This window comes from Ulvibacter antarcticus, assembly GCF_003688405.1.
GTDB lineage: Bacteria > Bacteroidota > Bacteroidia > Flavobacteriales > Flavobacteriaceae > Ulvibacter > Ulvibacter antarcticus.
On record NZ_REFC01000013.1, the window covers coordinates 243814 to 261929 of the forward strand.

Consider the following 18116-nt stretch of genomic DNA (forward strand, 5'->3'; position numbering starts at 1 on the left):
AATAGTCGACTTTCATTAAGAAAAATAACCGATTTTAATCAAAATTTAAAATTAAGTATGTTTATAGCACAAGCGTTTAAGTACGATCACGAATGGTGGCGTTATTTGGTTGGGGTGATTATTATTTTTGCGGCCTCACAAATTGGATCGGTGCCATTTTTGTTAGCGGCCATGTTCGAGGTGATGCAAAATGGTGGAAGTATAGCAGATCTTGAAGACATTAACGTACTCATGTCGGTATTGGATTCTAATCTCACATTCTTCTTAATGTTGTTAAGTTTCGCTATCGGATTGTTGGCTGTATTCTTTGTGGTAAAGTATCTACACAGACAACCTTTCTTAAAAGTAACTACTTCCAGAGGCAAAATGGATTGGGGACGTTTTTGGTTTGGGTTTCTACTTATTGCCGGTGTAACGATTGTACTTACTGTTGCTGATTATTACTCGAATCCACAGGATTATGAGCTGCAATTCAATTTGGTTCCTTTCTTAATACTTGCCGTAATTGGTATCATAATGGTTCCATTGCAAACCAGCTTCGAAGAGTATCTTTTTAGAGGATATTTAATGCAAGGATTGGGTGTAATCGTAGGTAATAAATGGTTTCCGTTATTTGTCACCTCTCTTGTTTTTGGAGGGCTTCACTTTTTTAATCCCGAAGTAGATAAAATTGGCAACATTATCATGTTTTACTATATTGGAACCGGTTTATTTTTGGGTATAATTACCTTAATGGACGAAGGGATGGAACTGGCACTCGGTTTTCATGCTGGAAATAACTTGGTAGGAGCTTTATTGGTAACAGCAGATTGGACCGTATTTAGAACCAATAGTGTACTTCTGGATATCTCTGAGCCAAGTGCGGGTTTTGATGTATTGGGGCCGGTGTTTGTAATATATCCTATTTTCATTGGAATCATGGCCTTTAAATATAAATGGACAAATTGGGGTGAGAAATTGTTTGGCAAGGTGATAAAACCCGAAGAAATAATTGAAAACCCATCTCTTTAAAAAGCACAATTGAAGACAATCTCTCAAATACTTCATCCTTCCTTTACCTTGAATGGTTTGCAATACGATTCTGTGAATGAATTGCTTTCAATGGCAAAAGAACTCCGACAAGAAGGCGATGATTACGAGGTACATATCGGGAAGTTTATAGAGAAATGGTTGGACGATTCAGATACAGTGACAGTTCGGACTTCAGGGTCAACTGGAAAGCCTAAAAAAATAGAGATTCCGAAGCTTAGTATGGTAAATAGTGCCAAAGCTACCGGAGATTTTTTCGATTTAAAAGAAAAAACTTCTGCCTTATTATGTTTATCGGCAAAGTACATTGGCGGAAAAATGATGTTAGTTCGTGCGATGACTCTTGGCTGGCATTTACATATAGTAGCCCCAGTCAAGGATGCCTTGACACAGTATGACAACGATTATGATTTTGTGGCAATGGTGCCATATCAGTTGTATCATTCCATTCCTGCATTGAAAAAAGTAAAGAAAATGATTGTTGGTGGTGGTGTGGTTTCAAAGGAACTTGAGGAAAAAATACAGGATGTTTCTACCGAGATTTATTCTACCTACGGAATGACAGAAACTGTGAGTCATATAGCTGTAAGAAGGCTCAACGGAAAAGACAAATCGGATGTATATAAGGCGCTACCCAATGTTAAGATTGGTACAGATGGAAGAGAATGTATGATCATTTATGCGCCAGAGATCAATAAGGAGCTACTAATAACCAACGATCTTATTGAACTAGTTTCTCCTACAGAATTTAAGTGGTTAGGTCGTTATGATAATGTGATTAACAGCGGTGGAGTAAAATTATATCCCGAAAAAATAGAAGCCAAATTATCATCCTATATTGAGTTACCGTTTATAATAGCTTCGGAAGCTGACGAACAATTGGGAGAACGTATTATTCTGGTACTTGAAACTAAGGAAGATCAACCAATTCCTAATTATACTGAAGCATTCGCTATGCTTGAAGGTTTCGAACGACCTAAAAAAATCTATACCCTTTCAAAATTTCCATACACCGAAACCGATAAAATAAAAAGAGCGGATGTAATACAAGTTCTTCGGAAGTATAAGTAGCCCTAAGTTATTTGATTTTTGTAATTTTAGGTTACAAAGCCAATCTACATGCGAACAAACGCCTTTTTTTTCTTCATCCTATTTACTCAAATTTTAACGGCTCAAATTCTCAACGAACGCGATCGTGCTGTATTAAAAGACGATATTCTTACCGATCGTTTCAATAATCTACTCCCTCAGCTTATGGACAGAGCGGAAATTGATATGTGGATTGTAATAAGCAGAGAATACAATGAAGACCCTGTAATGAGAACAATGCTTCCAGCAACATGGCTGAATGCCAGAAGAAGAACTATTCTTGTGTTTTTCAGAAATAAAGAACAAAATACTATCGAAAAGCTTGCAGTTGCCCGCTATGATGTTGGTGAAAATATTACTTCGGCATGGGATAAGGAAAAGCAACCTGATCAATGGGGGCGTCTTGTAGAAATTATTGAAGAAAGAAATCCGAAGAAAATCGGAGTGAATTTGTCAACGCACTTCGGAATTGCAGATGGTTTGGTACATACTGACCATGAAGAATTTATGCAGGCCATTACACCAAAGTACAATGATCGAGTGGTTTCTGCCGAAAAGTTGGCTATTGGTTGGATTGAAACAAGGACCGAAAAAGAAATGGAACTTTACAATACATTAGTTTCCATTACACATGAAATTATAGATGAAGCATTTTCAGCTAAGGTAATCACAGCGGGTGTAACTACCACAGACGATGTTGTTTGGTGGTTGCGACAAAAAGTAACAGATATGGGTCTTGAAACCTGGTTTCACCCCACGATTGATGTCCAACGGGATTCAGAAGCATTGAAAAGTCATATTGAATCCTTTAGTAAAGCAAAAAAGGAAGATATTATCATTCCGGGAGATCTGCTACATTGTGACTTCGGAATCACTTATATTGGATTAAATACCGACTGCCAGCAACATGCATATGTACTAAAGGAAACAGAACAGCAAGTACCAGGTTTCCTTTCCGAAGCATTCAGTAAGGGGAATCGAGTTCAGGATATATTTACCAGTAATTTTGCCTCCGGGCGATCTGGAAATGAAATTCTATTGCAGTCTCTTTCCGAAGCGAAAAAAGAAGGATTACAACCTTCCATTTACACACATCCATTAGGAACCTATGGTCACAGTGCCGGACCTACAATTGGGATGTGGGATTCTCAAGGTGGTGTTCCGGGCACGGGTGATTATTTGTTGTATCCAAACACCGTTTATGCTATCGAATTAAATACAACTGTAAACATTGCGCAATGGAATAAAGATATCCGGATAATGCTTGAAGAAGCAGGATATTTTGGAGAAAAAGGATTCAGATATGTAAATGGAAGACAGCAGTCAATAAAGGTAATTAAAACCTTCTAGATCTTTTATTTTTGCATTTTCAGATAGTAATCTACAGAGTGTTTACCACTTCCGTAGAACATAAAGAAAATACAAAGTGCCAATATCGCAAGTGAAAATAAAAGGTTCGAAATTACCATTTCACCATAGAAGTTTATTAAAACAGCTCCAATTAGAATTGGCAATTGTGCGATCACCGCCCATCGAGTGAGCAAACCAAAAACAATAAGCAGTCCGCCAATAAAATGAGCAGGGATTACATAGTGCACAGCTAGCATTCCCCCAGCTAAGTTTTGAATAGGTTTAAAAAGTTCCATGAGCATTTCAACATCCGACATAAAATTGATCCCTTTAACAAAAAGAAATACTCCTAAACCGATACGTAATAGATCCAATGGATAATAGGTATGGGCATTTGCCCATTTGTTTAAAGATTTAATTCTCCCCATGGCCTTTTAATTTTGTAGACTATCTAAGGTACTCATTTTAAGGGAGATATAAAAGTTAAAAATTAAAAGACTTAACTCCGTTTCGATATGTAATGTAATCGTAAAGTGGCGATTAATCCAACAAATGAGAAGATTGCTAGCATGATAAAAACATGCTGATGTCCGGGTTCACCAGGATGATTATCCAACAGATAACCAATCGCAGGACCGGCAAAGATATCTGGGGTATAGCCTATTAATGACATTAAACCTACTGCTGTGCCTGTAACTGCCAATGGAATGTTTCCCTCTTTCATTGCAGCGAAATAAAGAGTCCGGAAGGCATAGACACCTGTAGCCGTAATAATAAGAGCGAGAAAGAATAAAAGTTCGGTATATGCACTAATAACGCCAGTTGCGAACAAGATGGCTCCTAAAATGATCGTCACAAAACCAAATATCATCATCAAACTTGCCTTAGTGCGATCTGCTAATACACCTATTATAACTCCAACAACAGGACGTATATATAACATAAAAGCGCCTACTTGAGCAGCTTCTATCTGATTATAGAGCATCACTTCTTCAGCATAAAGAGAAAACACGTCTGTTACTTTGTAACCAGTATAGGCACAAAGAATGATAATCATTAGTAAATAAACTGAAGGAATTTTAAGCGCTTTTCGGTAGTTCGAAAGTAATTCAATGCTATTTATGTGCGTCCTTTTTTCAGAAAGTGGTTGTCTGATCTTTAAGAAAAAAAACACAAGAACTCCAACAAAACCTATGATTCCTGACGAAATTAAAATGACGTGCTTAAAGGCTTCTTTTCGATCTACAAGAGTAGCAGCGTCAATTTCTGAAACTAAAAACAGAGAAAATATAAAAACGCCTAATGACCCAAAACCGGCAGCAACTAAACCGCGACCGCCATCTAAAAATCCAAAGGCTATTCCTTGCTTATTTTCTCCTCCCCAAACACGGGTAGCCTTGATCATTGCTGCCCAAAATAAAAAGATCGTTGTAAATCCCCAATATCCATAAAGGACTTTTAAAGTTTCATAGGATGGGAATGACGCGTATATTAAACCTCCCAGAGCTGTTAGAACTAATGCTACTGCCATAAGTACCCGAGGCTGAAACTTATCGGCAAGACTGCCACCAAGGAGGTATGATGCAAAAGCGACAACTCCATAAACTGAAAAACAAGTTCCTAATTCGAGATTGGTTAGCTGAAAAACATCCAGCACAGTAGGTCGAAAGACTCTAGCTAAAACAAAAGGCAGAATAAATACCGCTTCCCCTGCTAGAATGAGCAACAGTATCATGTAAAAGGGTTGTCTCGTAAGTGCCGTTTCCTTCATTGATGTGAAAAGGTAAGACTTTTAAACGAGCAAAATAAATTGTTTTGAAACTATGGACTAAACCTGAATAATACCCAGATTAAAAGGTTTTTCGATTGGAGCATGGTTCGCAGCTTCTATTCCCATTGAGATCCATGTTCGGGTATCCAACGGATTAATAACCGCATCGGTCCAGATTCGAGACGCCGCATAATAAGGCGAAATCTGCCTATCATAGCGTGCTTTTATACGATCGAAGAGTTCTTTTTCTACTTCAGGAGTAATTTTTTCTCCTTTCTTTTTCAATGAGGCTGTTTCAATTTGAAGCAATACTTTAGCCGCGCTATTGCCACTCATCACCGCAAGCTCGGCACTGGGCCAGGCTACTATTAATCGAGGATCGTAGGCTTTTCCGCACATGGCGTAGTTTCCCGCGCCATAAGAATTACCAATCACGATGGTGAATTTAGGTACTACACTATTACTTACAGCATTTACCATCTTAGCGCCATCCTTAATAATTCCTCCGTGTTCGCTTTTAGATCCTACCATAAAACCGGTAACATCTTGGAGAAACACCAACGGAATTTTCTTCTGATTACAATTCGCGATAAACCGTGTGGCTTTATCGGCGCTATCACTGTAAATCACACCACCGAACTGCATCTCACTAGGTTTGGTTTTTGCCTTGGTTGTTTTTACCAGTTTCCGCTGATTCGCAACAATACCTACAGCCCAGCCATCGATACGCGCATATCCGGTAAGAATTGTTTGTCCGTAGCCTTTTTTATATTCTTCAAAATCACTATTATCAACAAGGCGAGAGATAATTTCCCTCATGTCATATTGCTCAGCTCTGGATTTTGGGAGTAGTCCGAAGATCTCGTCAGGATCTTCTTTTGGTTTTTCGCTTTTTTCACGGTTATAACCAGCCTTTTCGTAATCACCGATCTTGGAAACTATATTTTTAATCGTGTCTAATGCATCCTTATCATCTTTGGATTTATAATCGGTAACGCCACTAATTTCGCAGTGTGTAGTTGCACCACCAAGAGTTTCGTTATCGATACTTTCACCGATTGCAGCCTTAACAAGATAACTTCCTGCAAGGAAAATACTTCCTGTTTTATCCACAATAAGTGCTTCATCGCTCATGATTGGCAAATAGGCGCCTCCAGCAACACAACTCCCCATCACAGCAGAGATTTGAGTGATTCCCATGCTGCTCATGACTGCGTTGTTTCTGAAAATTCTCCCAAAGTGCTCCTTATCCGGGAAAATCTCATCCTGCATAGGCAAATAGACCCCTGCACTATCTACCAAATAGATAATTGGCAGTTTGTTTTCTATAGATATTTCCTGAGCTCTTAAATTCTTTTTGGCGGTAATTGGAAACCATGCACCTGCTTTAACTGTTGCGTCATTGGCAACCACGATACACTGCTTTCCTTTTACATAACCTATTTTTACCACGACACCGCCACTTGGACAACCACCATGCTCTTCATACATTCCTTCTCCGGCAAATGCTCCAATTTCAATACTAGGTTTTTTATCGTCAAGTAAATAGGCAACACGTTCACGGGCAGTCATTTTGCCTTTAGCATGTTGTTTCTCGATACGTTTTTCGCCCCCTCCTAATTTTACTTTGGAAAGTTTTTGGCGTAATTCTGAAGCTAGAAGTTTATTATGATCTTCGTTTTTATTGAAGTTGATATCCACGTGAAATAAGTTTGGTGCTAAAGTACAAAATATCGAAATAATTTGAAGGCTTGGAGCGGTTATAGTGAAAGTTTTTTAGTTGTACATTAGTATGGGCAGGTTTTATGAATTGTGGCTATATTTGCCGTTTCGCTTTAAAAACATATATGAAGAATATAATTGCATTTGCAGGAAGTAATAGTAAAAAATCAATCAATAAACAACTAGCGGTGCATGCATCTGGTCAATTGTCTGAGATGAATGTTACCATTTTGGATCTCAATGATTTCGAATTGCCTGTTTTTGGGGTAGATTTAGAAGCAAAAGAAGGGATTCATAAAAATGCACTAAAATTCTTAGAGCATATAAAGTCGGCCGACGGAATTATTTTATCACTGGCAGAACACAATGGTGCCTACTCAACAGCTTTTAAGAATATTTTCGATTGGATGTCGCGAGTAGATGGTAAATTATGGAGCGGAATTCCAATGTTGTTGATGGCTACTTCGCCGGGTGGAAGAGGTGGAGCATCGGTGTTGGAAATTGCCAAGAATCGTTTTCCGCATATGGGTGGCAATATTGTAGCAGACTTTTCTTTGCCTTCCTTCGGAAATAATTTTTCTGAAGATGGCATTACTGATGAGGCATTAAATGAAGAATTTAAAATGGCAATAGGAAGATTTCAGTCAGCTTTGAAATAGTGTGCTGGGAAACTTCTGAAGCAAGCTGGATAGTTTACACATTCTTGGAATAAAGCATCTTTCGAGATGTTTTTTTGTATAAATATCCGATATTTGCAGTTGCTATTAATACGCATTAAAAGGGGGAGATAGTCTTAATACATATTAAATTATGTAACAGCTTATCTAATAATAAAAGCGTTAGTGATAGAGGCATTGTTGGAGCTCATGATTACCGTCTAAACGGTGATGATAGCGACTGCCGAAAGCACGACTTACTTATTCGCCATAGGCGCAGAAGTAAGTAACGCCATAACACAAAACAATATGATGAATAAAAATACAGTATTGGCCTGGGCTACTTTTATAATGATTCTAGTAGGCATGGGACTAATTGCATTGGGAGCTTTTAAGTATGACGATGTTGCTGGTTGGGGTTTCGCCTCGGTTGGGTTTGGATTCTTCGCCATAGCATGGGTGTTTAACGCTTTGAAAGGAAGGGTGTAATGAAATTATACCAATCGGTATATTTTAAGTATTAACGAGTTGATTAATTAGATAATAAAATAATGGCAGACGATAAGAAAGTAATCTTTTCAATGTCCGGTTTAACGAAGACGTTTCAGAACGCGCAGACACCGGTTTTAAAGAATATATATTTAAGTTTTTTCTATGGTGCCAAGATTGGTATCCTTGGATTAAATGGTAGTGGTAAATCAACCTTGCTTAAAATCATTGCAGGGGTAGAAAAAAACTACCAAGGCGATGTGGTATTTGCACCGGGTTACTCGGTTGGATACTTAGAACAGGAACCACTACTAGACGAGAGTAAGACGGTGCTCGAAATTGTAAAGGAAGGTGCCGCTGAAACGGTTGCCATTTTGGATGAGTACAACAAGATCAACGATATGTTTGGTCTGGAAGAGATATATAGCGATGCCGATAAAATGCAGAAATTGATGGATCGTCAGGCTGTTTTGCAGGATGAGATCGATGCGGCTAATGCTTGGGAACTGGACACAAAACTGGAAATTGCCATGGATGCTCTCCGTACTCCGGAAGGCGATAAGAAGATTTCGGTATTGTCTGGTGGAGAAAGACGTAGAGTGGCACTTTGCCGCTTGTTATTGCAGGAACCGGATGTTTTATTACTGGATGAGCCTACTAACCACTTGGATGCAGAAAGTGTGCATTGGTTGGAACATCATTTGGCACAATATAAAGGGACAGTTATCGCTGTAACGCATGACCGTTACTTCTTGGATAATGTTGCGGGTTGGATTTTAGAACTTGATAGAGGAGAAGGAATCCCATGGAAAGGAAATTACTCTTCATGGTTAGATCAAAAATCAAAGCGTTTAGCGCAGGAAAGTAAAACAGCTTCTAAAAGACAAAAGACTTTAGAACGTGAGCTGGAATGGGTACGTCAGGGTGCAAAAGGACGTCAGACTAAACAAAAGGCGCGTTTAAAGAATTACGATAAATTAATGAGTCAGGATCAAAAGGAACTTGATGAAAAGTTGGAAATCTACATCCCTAACGGACCGCGTTTGGGAACCAATGTGATAGACGCCATAGGAGTAAGTAAGGCATATGGCGATAAATTGCTATATGAAGATCTTAATTTTAATCTTCCACAGGCGGGAATTGTTGGAATAATTGGTCCGAATGGTGCGGGTAAAACCACCATTTTTAGAATGATCATGGGCGAAGAAACTCCGGATAAAGGTGAGTTCAAGATGGGAGACACGGCCAAGGTGGCTTATGTGGATCAGGCGCATTCGAATATCGATCTTGAGAAAACAATCTGGCAGAATTTTAGCGACGGACAAGAATTGGTGATGATGGGAGGAAAGCAAGTAAATTCCAGAGCTTACTTAAGTCGATTTAATTTTAGCGGAAGCGAGCAGAATAAAAAAGTATCGTTACTATCGGGTGGAGAACGTAACCGATTGCATTTGGCGATGACCTTAAAGGAAGAGGGCAATGTCTTATTACTCGATGAGCCAACCAACGACCTGGATGTAAATACGCTTCGAGCACTTGAAGAGGGACTTGAAAATTTTGCTGGTTGCGCTGTAGTAATTAGTCACGATAGATGGTTCCTAGATCGAGTTTGTACGCACATATTATCTTTTGAAGGTGATAGTCAGGTGTATTTCTTCGAAGGCGGATTTAGTGAGTATGAAGAGAATAAGAAAAAGCGTTTGGGTGGTGATTTAATGCCGAAACGTATTAAGTATAAGAAGTTGATTCGATAACGAAATTGATTTTAGTAATAAAAAAGCCGCAAGAAATTCTTGGGGCTTTTTTATTTATATTATTTGATTAAACTCTTTATAAAGCTGTTTTGGTGTCCTATTTAAACGGTGTATTCTATTCTGAATGGTTTATAATTGTGAATATAAGATCGTCTTTGTAATAAAAAAAGACAAATTACAACACCTTGATTGCTAGACTTTATGAAAAGGTGTTGTTTGTCGGTGAAAATTACATTTTATCGTAAGTAACTGATATATCTATGTTTAGCTGTTAAAAATTTGGCAAAAATAAAAAGAAGCACTTTATTTGTTTTGTAGGAATTATCTGATTATATCACTATTAACTCAAGTGGAAAAGTATAATTTAAACGATAAACTGCAAACTCTTAAACTAACAACATAAATAAGAAGTTATGAAGCCCCAAATTTCAGCTTTTTCTTTCGCAAGTCTTCTTGCAATTTTTGTTTGCACAAGTGTAAACGCTCAGGTAGGGATTGGAAACAGTAATCCCGATAAATCAAGTCTTTTAGAAATAGGATCCGGAAATGATGCCGGAGGTTTACTTGTCCCACGAGTAGCTCTAAGCGCTGCCAACATTTCGGCGCCAATTAGTACTCCTGAGAACAGTCTATTTGTATACAATACTGCTACAAATCTTTCACCTGCTGGTTATATCAACGACGTTCGTCCAGGGTTTTATTCATGGGATACGTCTAGAAATAGATGGGTAACACAGACTAAAGAAACACGAACTGCTAAATGGAAGAGTACGAACACTACAGAACAAATGAACACGACTACTCCCACACAGGTAAATTTATTCGGAACAAATATTTGGAACGATGATAGTAGTTTATTTAATGTCTCACCTTCTGATACAGAAGATGAGTTATTTATCTCGGAGGCAGGGAGGTATGAACTAAACTTCGTCATAGGTCTAGAAGTAATAGAAGCCGATAAATACGAAGAAATAGTTGTAAAATGTGAGGTACGCTTAAGAACTGGTGGAGTTTATAGTTATCCAGGAGTTTCTGTGTATGGTTATATTAACGATGATAACGATATTTATAGAACATCGATGCAGATTAATGATATCATTGAAATTCCCGAAAACACTACGCTATCTGTTTGGGTTACAAGAGAGGTTGATGAGGCGGAAGTCTATTTGGAAGACACAGGTTCTTGTGTACTTACAATTCGTAAAGTGGAATAATCGTAGCAGAAATTTAATACAAAAAGCCTCAAGTATCACTTGAGGCTTTTTGTATTGAAGATGTTTCTTTAGCGCTTTACTATTATTTGTTTACTGTAAGTATTTGATCCGCTAATGAATTTCACAACATATTGTCCATTTGCTAATCCTTCAGTGGAAATACTTATTCTTCTTGATTGATCAAAGTTTCCTTCAAAAAGTGTTTTAATTTTCTTGCCTGAAATATCATATAAAAGTATCACACCTTCTGAAGAGAGATTGTGATCAATCGTAAATTCAGTTCTAGCCGGAATTGGATACATTTTAATAGCTTCGGAAGCTAATGCATTATCATTTGTGCTTAAAATAATATTACCAATATCATAGCTGTGCATAGATCTTCCGAAGGTACCTGCATACAATGTATTAGTAGGCTGGTGTACTTTAAGATCCATAGTGATCGTAAATGGTAAGTCATTCCCAACGATATCCCAATTGGTACCATCATCTCCAGAATACCAAACATTGAGATCGGTTGCCACAAAAAGCAGTCCGGCAGATGGATAAATAACTATGTCATTCACAGGTATGCTTGGTAAATTACCAGAAATATCAACCCAATTCTGACCACCATCGGTTGTTTTAAATACATGGGGCGCATAATTCACAGCCTTATAACCCGATAAAGTTACATAAGCAATATTGTCGTCTGTTGGCACTGTTGCAATTGATGTGATATAGTGGTCTGGTAAACCGGTGCTAACATTGCTCCAGGTGGTTCCTCCATCGAAAGTGACGTTGACATTTCCATCGTCACTTCCTGTATAAATGGTGTTTAAGTTATTGTAAGAAGCTGCAATAGCAGTAAGGGTTCCATAAGAAAGGGATCCACTTGGATGGGGTCCGTCTGTAAGATCCGGGCTAATAGCACTCCAAAATGATGCTCTACTTGAACTGTATAATCGATTGGTTCCATAATACACGATTTCAGAATCGAATGGCGAAATTATTACCGGAGTATTCCAGTTATTACGGTCACTACCGCTTATCCCGTTTGTAGCATTGCTGAAATTTACGCCACCATTTGTAGATCTTCCAAGGTTTCCATATTGAGATTCTACATAGATATAATTATTGTCGTTAGGATCTACGTTAACGTGAAAGCCGTCACCTCCCCAAATCGAGCTCCAATTACTAGTACCTGCGGTGGTAGTTCTAATTGTATTATTATCTTGAGTTCCCCCGTACAAGCGTTGTGGGTCGGAATAATCAACTTCAATATTATAAAACTGAGTGATTGGTAAATTAAGAAACTTAGTCCATGTGGTTCCCCCGTTTTCAGAAATATAGGCGCCTCCGTCATTTCCTTCAAGTATAAAATCTGTGTTGTTTCGTGAATATTCCAGGGCGTGATGATCCACGTGCATTCCATTTACTTCTTGCCAGGAAGTACCACTATTTGTTGTTCTTGCAATTCCTTGCCCCAGTACATATACTTCATCGGGATTTGTTGGATGAACGCGAATATTTCCGAAGTACCATCCAAAAGAAGCATCAATACCACTCAATGCCCCTAAGGTTACTAAAGTCCAATTATTTCCATCGTCTGTAGATTTATAAATACCGTTAAAAACGTTGGTTATTGGGTTGGTTGTATAGCGCGCATATATAATAGAAGGATTCGATTCAGAAATCGCCAATCCAATGCGGCCCGTTTCCGTATCGGGAGCTGGTAAACCATTTGCGGCACCAAGTTCACTCCAAGTTGTTCCTCCATTGGTTGATTTGTGTACAGTAGATGTAATTCCGCCGTAGCTTCGTTGCCAAGGCTCACGAATACGTTCCCACATTGCAGCGAATAGTATATTTGGGTTATCCGGATTGATAACTACATCAATAGCCGCTGTGATATCAGAAATATACAATACCTGTTCCCATGTAGTACCTCCGTTTGTTGTTCTGTAAATTCCTCTATCGGGTGTTGCTCCATAAAGAAGTCCTGTAGCCGCAACGTAAACAATATCGGGATTCGTTGGGTGAATAACGATACGACCAATATGGTTGCTTTCTGATAGCCCAATATTGTTCCAGGTATCTCCACCATCGGTACTTTTGTAAATTCCATCACCAAAATAAGCTCCATCGGTGGCACTTCCATTTGCCTCTCCGGTACCTGCGTAAATAATTTGTGAATTTGAAGGTGCAATTGCAATATCCCCAATTGAGGGTTTTGTAACGTCATCGAATATAGGTGTCCAATTTGCACCTCTATCGTAGGATCTAAAAATACCTCCTACAGCAGCAGCAACATATAAATGATCGTCATTGTCGGGTGAAATAGCGACATCGGTGATTCGACCACCGGTGTTTAGAGGCCCAACCAGCTCCCAGTCGGCAGCTTGCGATTCTCCTCTATTGGCAAGAATGTTTTTAGAGATTTGAATGGCTTCAGATATAGCTTCACGGTTGATGTAATTATCAGGGTATGCTCTCTGATTGTACATATGTTCGTGAGGATACTCTTTAAATAAGGTCGCTTCATCTGAAGTCGATGCAGACGATTTTTTTTCAGAACAAGAAAAGAAAGCAACTAAACAAAGTGCGGCGATACTAAGTAATGAAAGTAGATATTGTTTTTTCATAGTGAGGAATTTTAAGTAAATATACCATAACTATATCAGATTTGAAAAACTATGAAAAGAAGTATCTTTAGCTTTCAAATAAAATAATATGCGCACAACCTCTGGAATTATCACGATTTTAATATGTTTATTTAGCTTTCAATCTTGGGCCCAGATTCAGAAAAATTTTGAAGCCTTAGATGTATTTCAACTGGAATACACCGACGATCCCCAAATATCTCCGGATGGGAGCACTATTGTTTACCGAAGAACTGGATTCGATATTATGAAAGATGGCGCTAAAGGGGACCTATGGACAATCGATACAAATGGCAATAATCACCATAAGCTCACCAATCGGGAGGAGAATGAGAGCCAAGCACATTGGTCACCATCTGGAGATCGAATTGCTTTTGTAAGCAAGAGTGAGAATGGTAATGAAATTTATATGTATTGGAAGGAAAACGGAGCACTTGCAAAATTAACGCAGTTAGAGAGTAGTCCTTCCTCGATAAATTGGTCGCCAGATGGGAAATCTATTGCTTTTTCTATGAAGATAGACGCGAAAGCTCCTGTAATAGCAAAAATGCCTGAAAAACCAAAGGATGCAAAATGGGCCGACGCACCCAGAATCACAGATCGATTAAAGCATGAGGCCGATGGGGCAGGATATTTGAAACCCGGATTTTCACATATTTTTATTCTTTCTTCGGAAGGCGGCACGCCTCGACAGATTACTTCCGGGGATTATAATCACGGTGGAAGCTTAAGCTGGTCACCAGATGGTCGTAAGATTTATTTTTCTGCAAATAGAAGTCAGGATTGGGAATATGATTTTCGCAATAGTGAAGTTTATTCGGTTGATGTGTTTACTGGCGATACTGAAGCTCTTACCGATCGCGATGGACCAGACGGCTCACCAATTGTTTCTCCAAACGGAAAATATATTATTTATACAGGATTTGGAGATAAAAGAGAGGCTTATCAGATAGAGGCACTTCAGATTATGGATGTTGATGGTGCCAACAAACGCATTGTTTCAGGCCAATTAGATAGGGACGTGGCTGATGTGGTTTGGGCAAACGATAGTAAGGGTGTTTATTTTAAATACAACGATCTGGGTCTTACTAAGCTTGGATATATGGATCTGAAAGGTAAAGTAACCGAGATCGTAAATAATGTTGGGGGAACTACTTTAGGAAGACCTTACGCCAGCGGAAGTTTTAGTGCTTCAAATAGTGGCGTTATTGCTTATACTCTGTCGCGACCGAATAGACCTGCGGATATTGCTGTGGTTGAAAAAGGCAAAAAAGAAAGGCTTATTACCAAGGTTAATGAAGACTTATTGGATTTCAGAAATATGGGAGCCACGGAGGAGATCAACTACAAATCTTCTGTGGATGGCAGAAATATTCAAGGTTGGGTTACCTATCCTCCGAATTATGTAAAAGGCTCTAAACTTCCATTATTGGTTGAAAATCACGGTGGTCCAATTTTAAATTACGGACCACATTTTTCGGCCGAAATTCAGTTGTATGCCGCTGAGGGCTATGCAGTTTTTTATCCGAACCCGAGAGGGAGTACTAGTTATGGAGAAGAGTTTGGGAATCTGTTATTGAACAATTATCCCGGCGAAGATTATAATGATGTCATGGATGGAGTAGATGAACTGATTAAAAGTGGGATTGCAGATGAAAATCGTTTGTATGTAACCGGAGGTAGTGCTGGGGGAATCATGACGGCATGGATTATTGGGAAAAACAACCGTTTTAAAGCGGCGGTGGTTGCTAAACCAGTGATTAATTGGATAAGCAAGACTTTAACGGCCGACAACTATTTTCAGTACGCCAATTCCAGATATCCGGGACAGCCTTGGGAGAACTTTGAAAATTATTGGAAGTTTTCTCCTATTTCATTAGTTGGAAATGTTGAAACACCAACAATGGTTATGGTTGGATTGAACGATTTACGAACACCTCCCAGCGAGGCAAAGCAATTGTATCATGCCTTAAAACTTCGGAAAATCGAGACAGTGTTGGTCGAAATCCCGGATGCTTCTCATGGAATCGCTGCACGACCAAGCAATTTAATTACAAAGGTTGCACATACATTGGCTTGGTTTGAGAAGTATAAGTAGGAAGGCATAAATCAGTGATTTCGCACTTAGGATTTGAAAAAGTCGCTTCAAATATCGCTTGAAGAAATTCAATTTCACAATCATTTTAAAGAGTTAAAAACTACTTCCGAAGAGAAAAAACGATTTTCAATACAACGCTACACTTTATAAAGTCTTAAAATTATAAGATAAGTACTACAAAATGGGTATGGTAGATGGTGTGGAAAAAATAATTTTAGCTTTATCTTAATGTAAAATTTTGATTTAGGAACATTATTTAGGTTCAAACGTTCGTTATAGATATAACGAAACGTTCAATCGATATTTTTATAGTTTCTGAAAAAATTAGTAAAAACCTCAAAACCTAACAAAAATGAAGTATTTAATTCTGTTTTTTTTGTCCTCGCTCTTAATGATCTCTTCTTGTAAAAATGATGATAATAATACTGATCCCCCGCCGGAAAGCACTGATTATTTTGCAGTAGCTAATCGTAATGAAGGTACCGTAACAATTTATGATGCCGATACCCAAGGTTTAGTAACAACTATTACGATTTCAGATGCCAATGCGGCTCCGACTTATGTAGTTTTTAGTCGGGAACGGGATAGACTTTACGTCGCAGATTTCAATAATGAGAAAGTAAGCTTTTACAATACTATAAACTTTACAAAAGAAGGCGAATACGCCACAGGAATGGGATCTTTCCATATGTGGCTTAATGATGCTGTAGATCAATTGTGGGTAAATAATATTACCGATAAAACGACAACTGTGATTGATTTGAATATTGGTATTATCATTGCAACTATAGATTTACCAACTTCAATAGAGATTAATACAGATACTGCGCAGCATGACGTTACCATTTCTCCCGATGGTGAATTTGCCTATATTAGTGTTTTTTCACAATTAGGTTTAAACTATGTGCTCCAATATGGTACAAACTCCTTATCCCTTATTGACTCCGAAGTGGTTGGAGGTGATCCTCATTTGTTGGCGGGACCTGTTAATTTGTTCGTGTTGTCTCAAGACGATTCGAATATTAGAGAGTTTAATTATAGTGACCTCACCTACACAGGAAATGTTGGTATTTTCGCAAATGCACACGGAGTGACTCTTGGCGGAAGCGACAATATTTTTGTGTCGAATATTTCAGACCGAAAGGTAGCATCTTATGATATCGCTACACAGACTATATTAAACATCACCGATGCCGGATCTACTGCCGGAGCCGCACATAATTTAGCTTACAATCCGGATAACGGAATACTAGCGCTCACATTATCGGGATCTAATACGGTCGATTTCTTTAAGGTGGATTCCACTGGAATTACATTTCTATCGTCTGTAGTTTCTGGCGATAATCCCTTTGGAATAGTATATATTGATCGTTAATTTATTTGGAGTGATAACTTTTAATAGAGCTGTTTAAACTTACTTTTTAAACAGCTTTATTAGTTTATATACTATTATTGACGTTTACTCTGATGGATACCAATCAAGTTGTATTACTTGAATATCAGGATTACTTTCAGATACAATTGATTTAAATTTTTCAACATCGCTTAGTCCTTCTGTCCCTCTGAAGTGATAAGGATATACTTTTTTAGGATTGAAGTCGAGAACAGCGTTGGCGGCACTTTCTACCGTCATAGTATAAGGTAAGTTCATACAAACAAATGCAATATCTATGTCCTTTAAATTGCGCATTTCAGGAATATCTTCGGTATCACCTGATATATAAACGCGTATGTCGTCATTTTCAAGTACATATCCGTTTCCTCTTCCTTTTTCATGAAACTTTAGAGCTTCTTGTCGAAGGTTGTACATTGGGATCGCTTCAATCTGAAAACCATTCGTGTTTCCAGTATCTCCATTATTTAAAACCAATACCGGATTTGTAATCGCTTCGGAAAATTTATCCGCCACAGCCTTTGGAGCAATGATATTGGTGTTTGCACCGCTTATTGATGCAATCGTCTCAACATTCATATGGTCTCCATGAATATCTGTAACCAGAATAATATCCGGGGCTTTTTGACCTTCAAATGCTTTTGCACCTCCCACAGGATCAACATAGATTGTGATGTTGTCCCATTCTAATATCATGGTCGCATGAGAAATTGGAATAATATTTAAAACTGGTTCTAAGTCCAACTGAATTTTGTTATTTTGGTTATCACTATTTTCGGCCTCTGCCGTTGATTTTTCTGATGTGTTTTTGCAGGCAAATACCAAAAAGATTGCCATAAATAGTAAAATTGCATTTTTCATTAATGAGGATTTTTATTTAAAATACACCATTTTATTTAAAATAGGAAGGGT

The 18116-nt window shown here is 38.3% G+C and carries 14 protein-coding genes; 9 read left to right on the forward strand and 5 right to left on the reverse strand.

Features of this window, described 5'->3' with window-relative positions; all coding sequences use genetic code 11:
- The first annotated feature begins 57 nt into the window (after positions 1-57).
- From BXY75_RS09965 to BXY75_RS09975, 3 genes are read left to right on the forward strand one after another with little or no spacing between them, the layout of a single operon-like run.
- Positions 58-1011: a CPBP family intramembrane glutamic endopeptidase gene (locus tag BXY75_RS09965; RefSeq protein ID WP_121907606.1), complete on the forward strand. Its 954-nt coding sequence runs from the start codon at positions 58-60 to the stop codon at positions 1009-1011.
- Between the two features lie 9 nt (positions 1012-1020).
- A complete protein-coding gene (locus BXY75_RS09970) occupies positions 1021-2100 on the forward strand; it encodes an AMP-binding protein (protein WP_245962953.1) in 1080 nt (359 codons plus the stop codon).
- Positions 2101-2148: 48 nt separating this feature from the next.
- Positions 2149-3468, forward strand: a complete 1320-nt coding sequence (locus BXY75_RS09975; protein WP_121907608.1) for a M24 family metallopeptidase — start codon at positions 2149-2151, stop codon at positions 3466-3468.
- A 5-nt stretch (positions 3469-3473) separates the two neighbouring features.
- Here the strand turns inward: BXY75_RS09975 and BXY75_RS09980 are convergent, their stop codons facing one another.
- The 3 genes from BXY75_RS09980 to BXY75_RS09990 form a co-directional block, all read right to left on the reverse strand.
- Positions 3474-3896, reverse strand: a complete 423-nt coding sequence (locus BXY75_RS09980; RefSeq protein ID WP_121907609.1) for a DoxX family protein — start codon at positions 3894-3896, stop codon at positions 3474-3476.
- A gap of 71 nt (positions 3897-3967) precedes the next feature.
- The gene (locus tag BXY75_RS09985) at positions 3968-5239 is read right to left on the reverse strand and encodes an MFS transporter (protein ID WP_121907610.1); all 1272 of its coding nucleotides are present in this window, start codon (positions 5237-5239) and stop codon (positions 3968-3970) included.
- Positions 5240-5296: 57 nt separating this feature from the next.
- Positions 5297-6940, reverse strand: a complete 1644-nt coding sequence (locus tag BXY75_RS09990; protein WP_121907611.1) for an acyl-CoA carboxylase subunit beta — start codon at positions 6938-6940, stop codon at positions 5297-5299.
- A gap of 146 nt (positions 6941-7086) precedes the next feature.
- On the opposite strand from BXY75_RS09990, the gene BXY75_RS09995 reads away from it, so the two are divergent.
- The 4 genes from BXY75_RS09995 (at position 7087) to BXY75_RS10010 (ending at position 11074) form a co-directional block, all read left to right on the forward strand.
- Complete coding sequence (locus BXY75_RS09995) at positions 7087-7620, forward strand: NADPH-dependent FMN reductase (protein WP_121907612.1); 534 nt, start codon at positions 7087-7089, stop codon at positions 7618-7620.
- Positions 7621-7929: 309 nt separating this feature from the next.
- On the forward strand, positions 7930-8106 hold the full coding sequence (locus BXY75_RS10000) for a CAL67264 family membrane protein (RefSeq protein ID WP_245962963.1): 177 nt from the start codon (positions 7930-7932) through the stop codon (positions 8104-8106).
- A gap of 62 nt (positions 8107-8168) precedes the next feature.
- Positions 8169-9860: an energy-dependent translational throttle protein EttA gene (ettA, locus tag BXY75_RS10005; RefSeq protein WP_121907614.1), complete on the forward strand. Its 1692-nt coding sequence runs from the start codon at positions 8169-8171 to the stop codon at positions 9858-9860.
- A gap of 413 nt (positions 9861-10273) precedes the next feature.
- The gene (locus BXY75_RS10010; protein ID WP_121907615.1) at positions 10274-11074 is read left to right on the forward strand and encodes a hypothetical protein; all 801 of its coding nucleotides are present in this window, start codon (positions 10274-10276) and stop codon (positions 11072-11074) included.
- 68 nt (positions 11075-11142) lie between these two features.
- Here BXY75_RS10010 and BXY75_RS10015 read toward each other — a convergent pair whose 3' ends face one another.
- A complete protein-coding gene (locus BXY75_RS10015) occupies positions 11143-13695 on the reverse strand; it encodes a VPS10 domain-containing protein (protein WP_121907616.1) in 2553 nt (850 codons plus the stop codon).
- A gap of 88 nt (positions 13696-13783) precedes the next feature.
- Here BXY75_RS10015 and BXY75_RS10020 point away from each other — a divergent pair, with 88 nt between their 5' ends.
- Both BXY75_RS10020 and BXY75_RS10025 read left to right on the forward strand, forming a co-directional pair.
- Positions 13784-15811, forward strand: coding sequence for a S9 family peptidase (locus tag BXY75_RS10020; protein WP_121907617.1), 2028 nt, complete (start codon positions 13784-13786; stop codon positions 15809-15811).
- Between the two features lie 352 nt (positions 15812-16163).
- Entirely contained in the window at positions 16164-17186 is a 1023-nt protein-coding gene (locus BXY75_RS10025; protein WP_147437264.1) for a YncE family protein, read from the forward strand.
- A gap of 84 nt (positions 17187-17270) precedes the next feature.
- Here BXY75_RS10025 and BXY75_RS10030 read toward each other — a convergent pair whose 3' ends face one another.
- Entirely contained in the window at positions 17271-18065 is a 795-nt protein-coding gene (locus BXY75_RS10030; protein WP_121907619.1) for an MBL fold metallo-hydrolase, read from the reverse strand.
- Between the last annotated feature and the right edge of the window lie 51 nt (positions 18066-18116).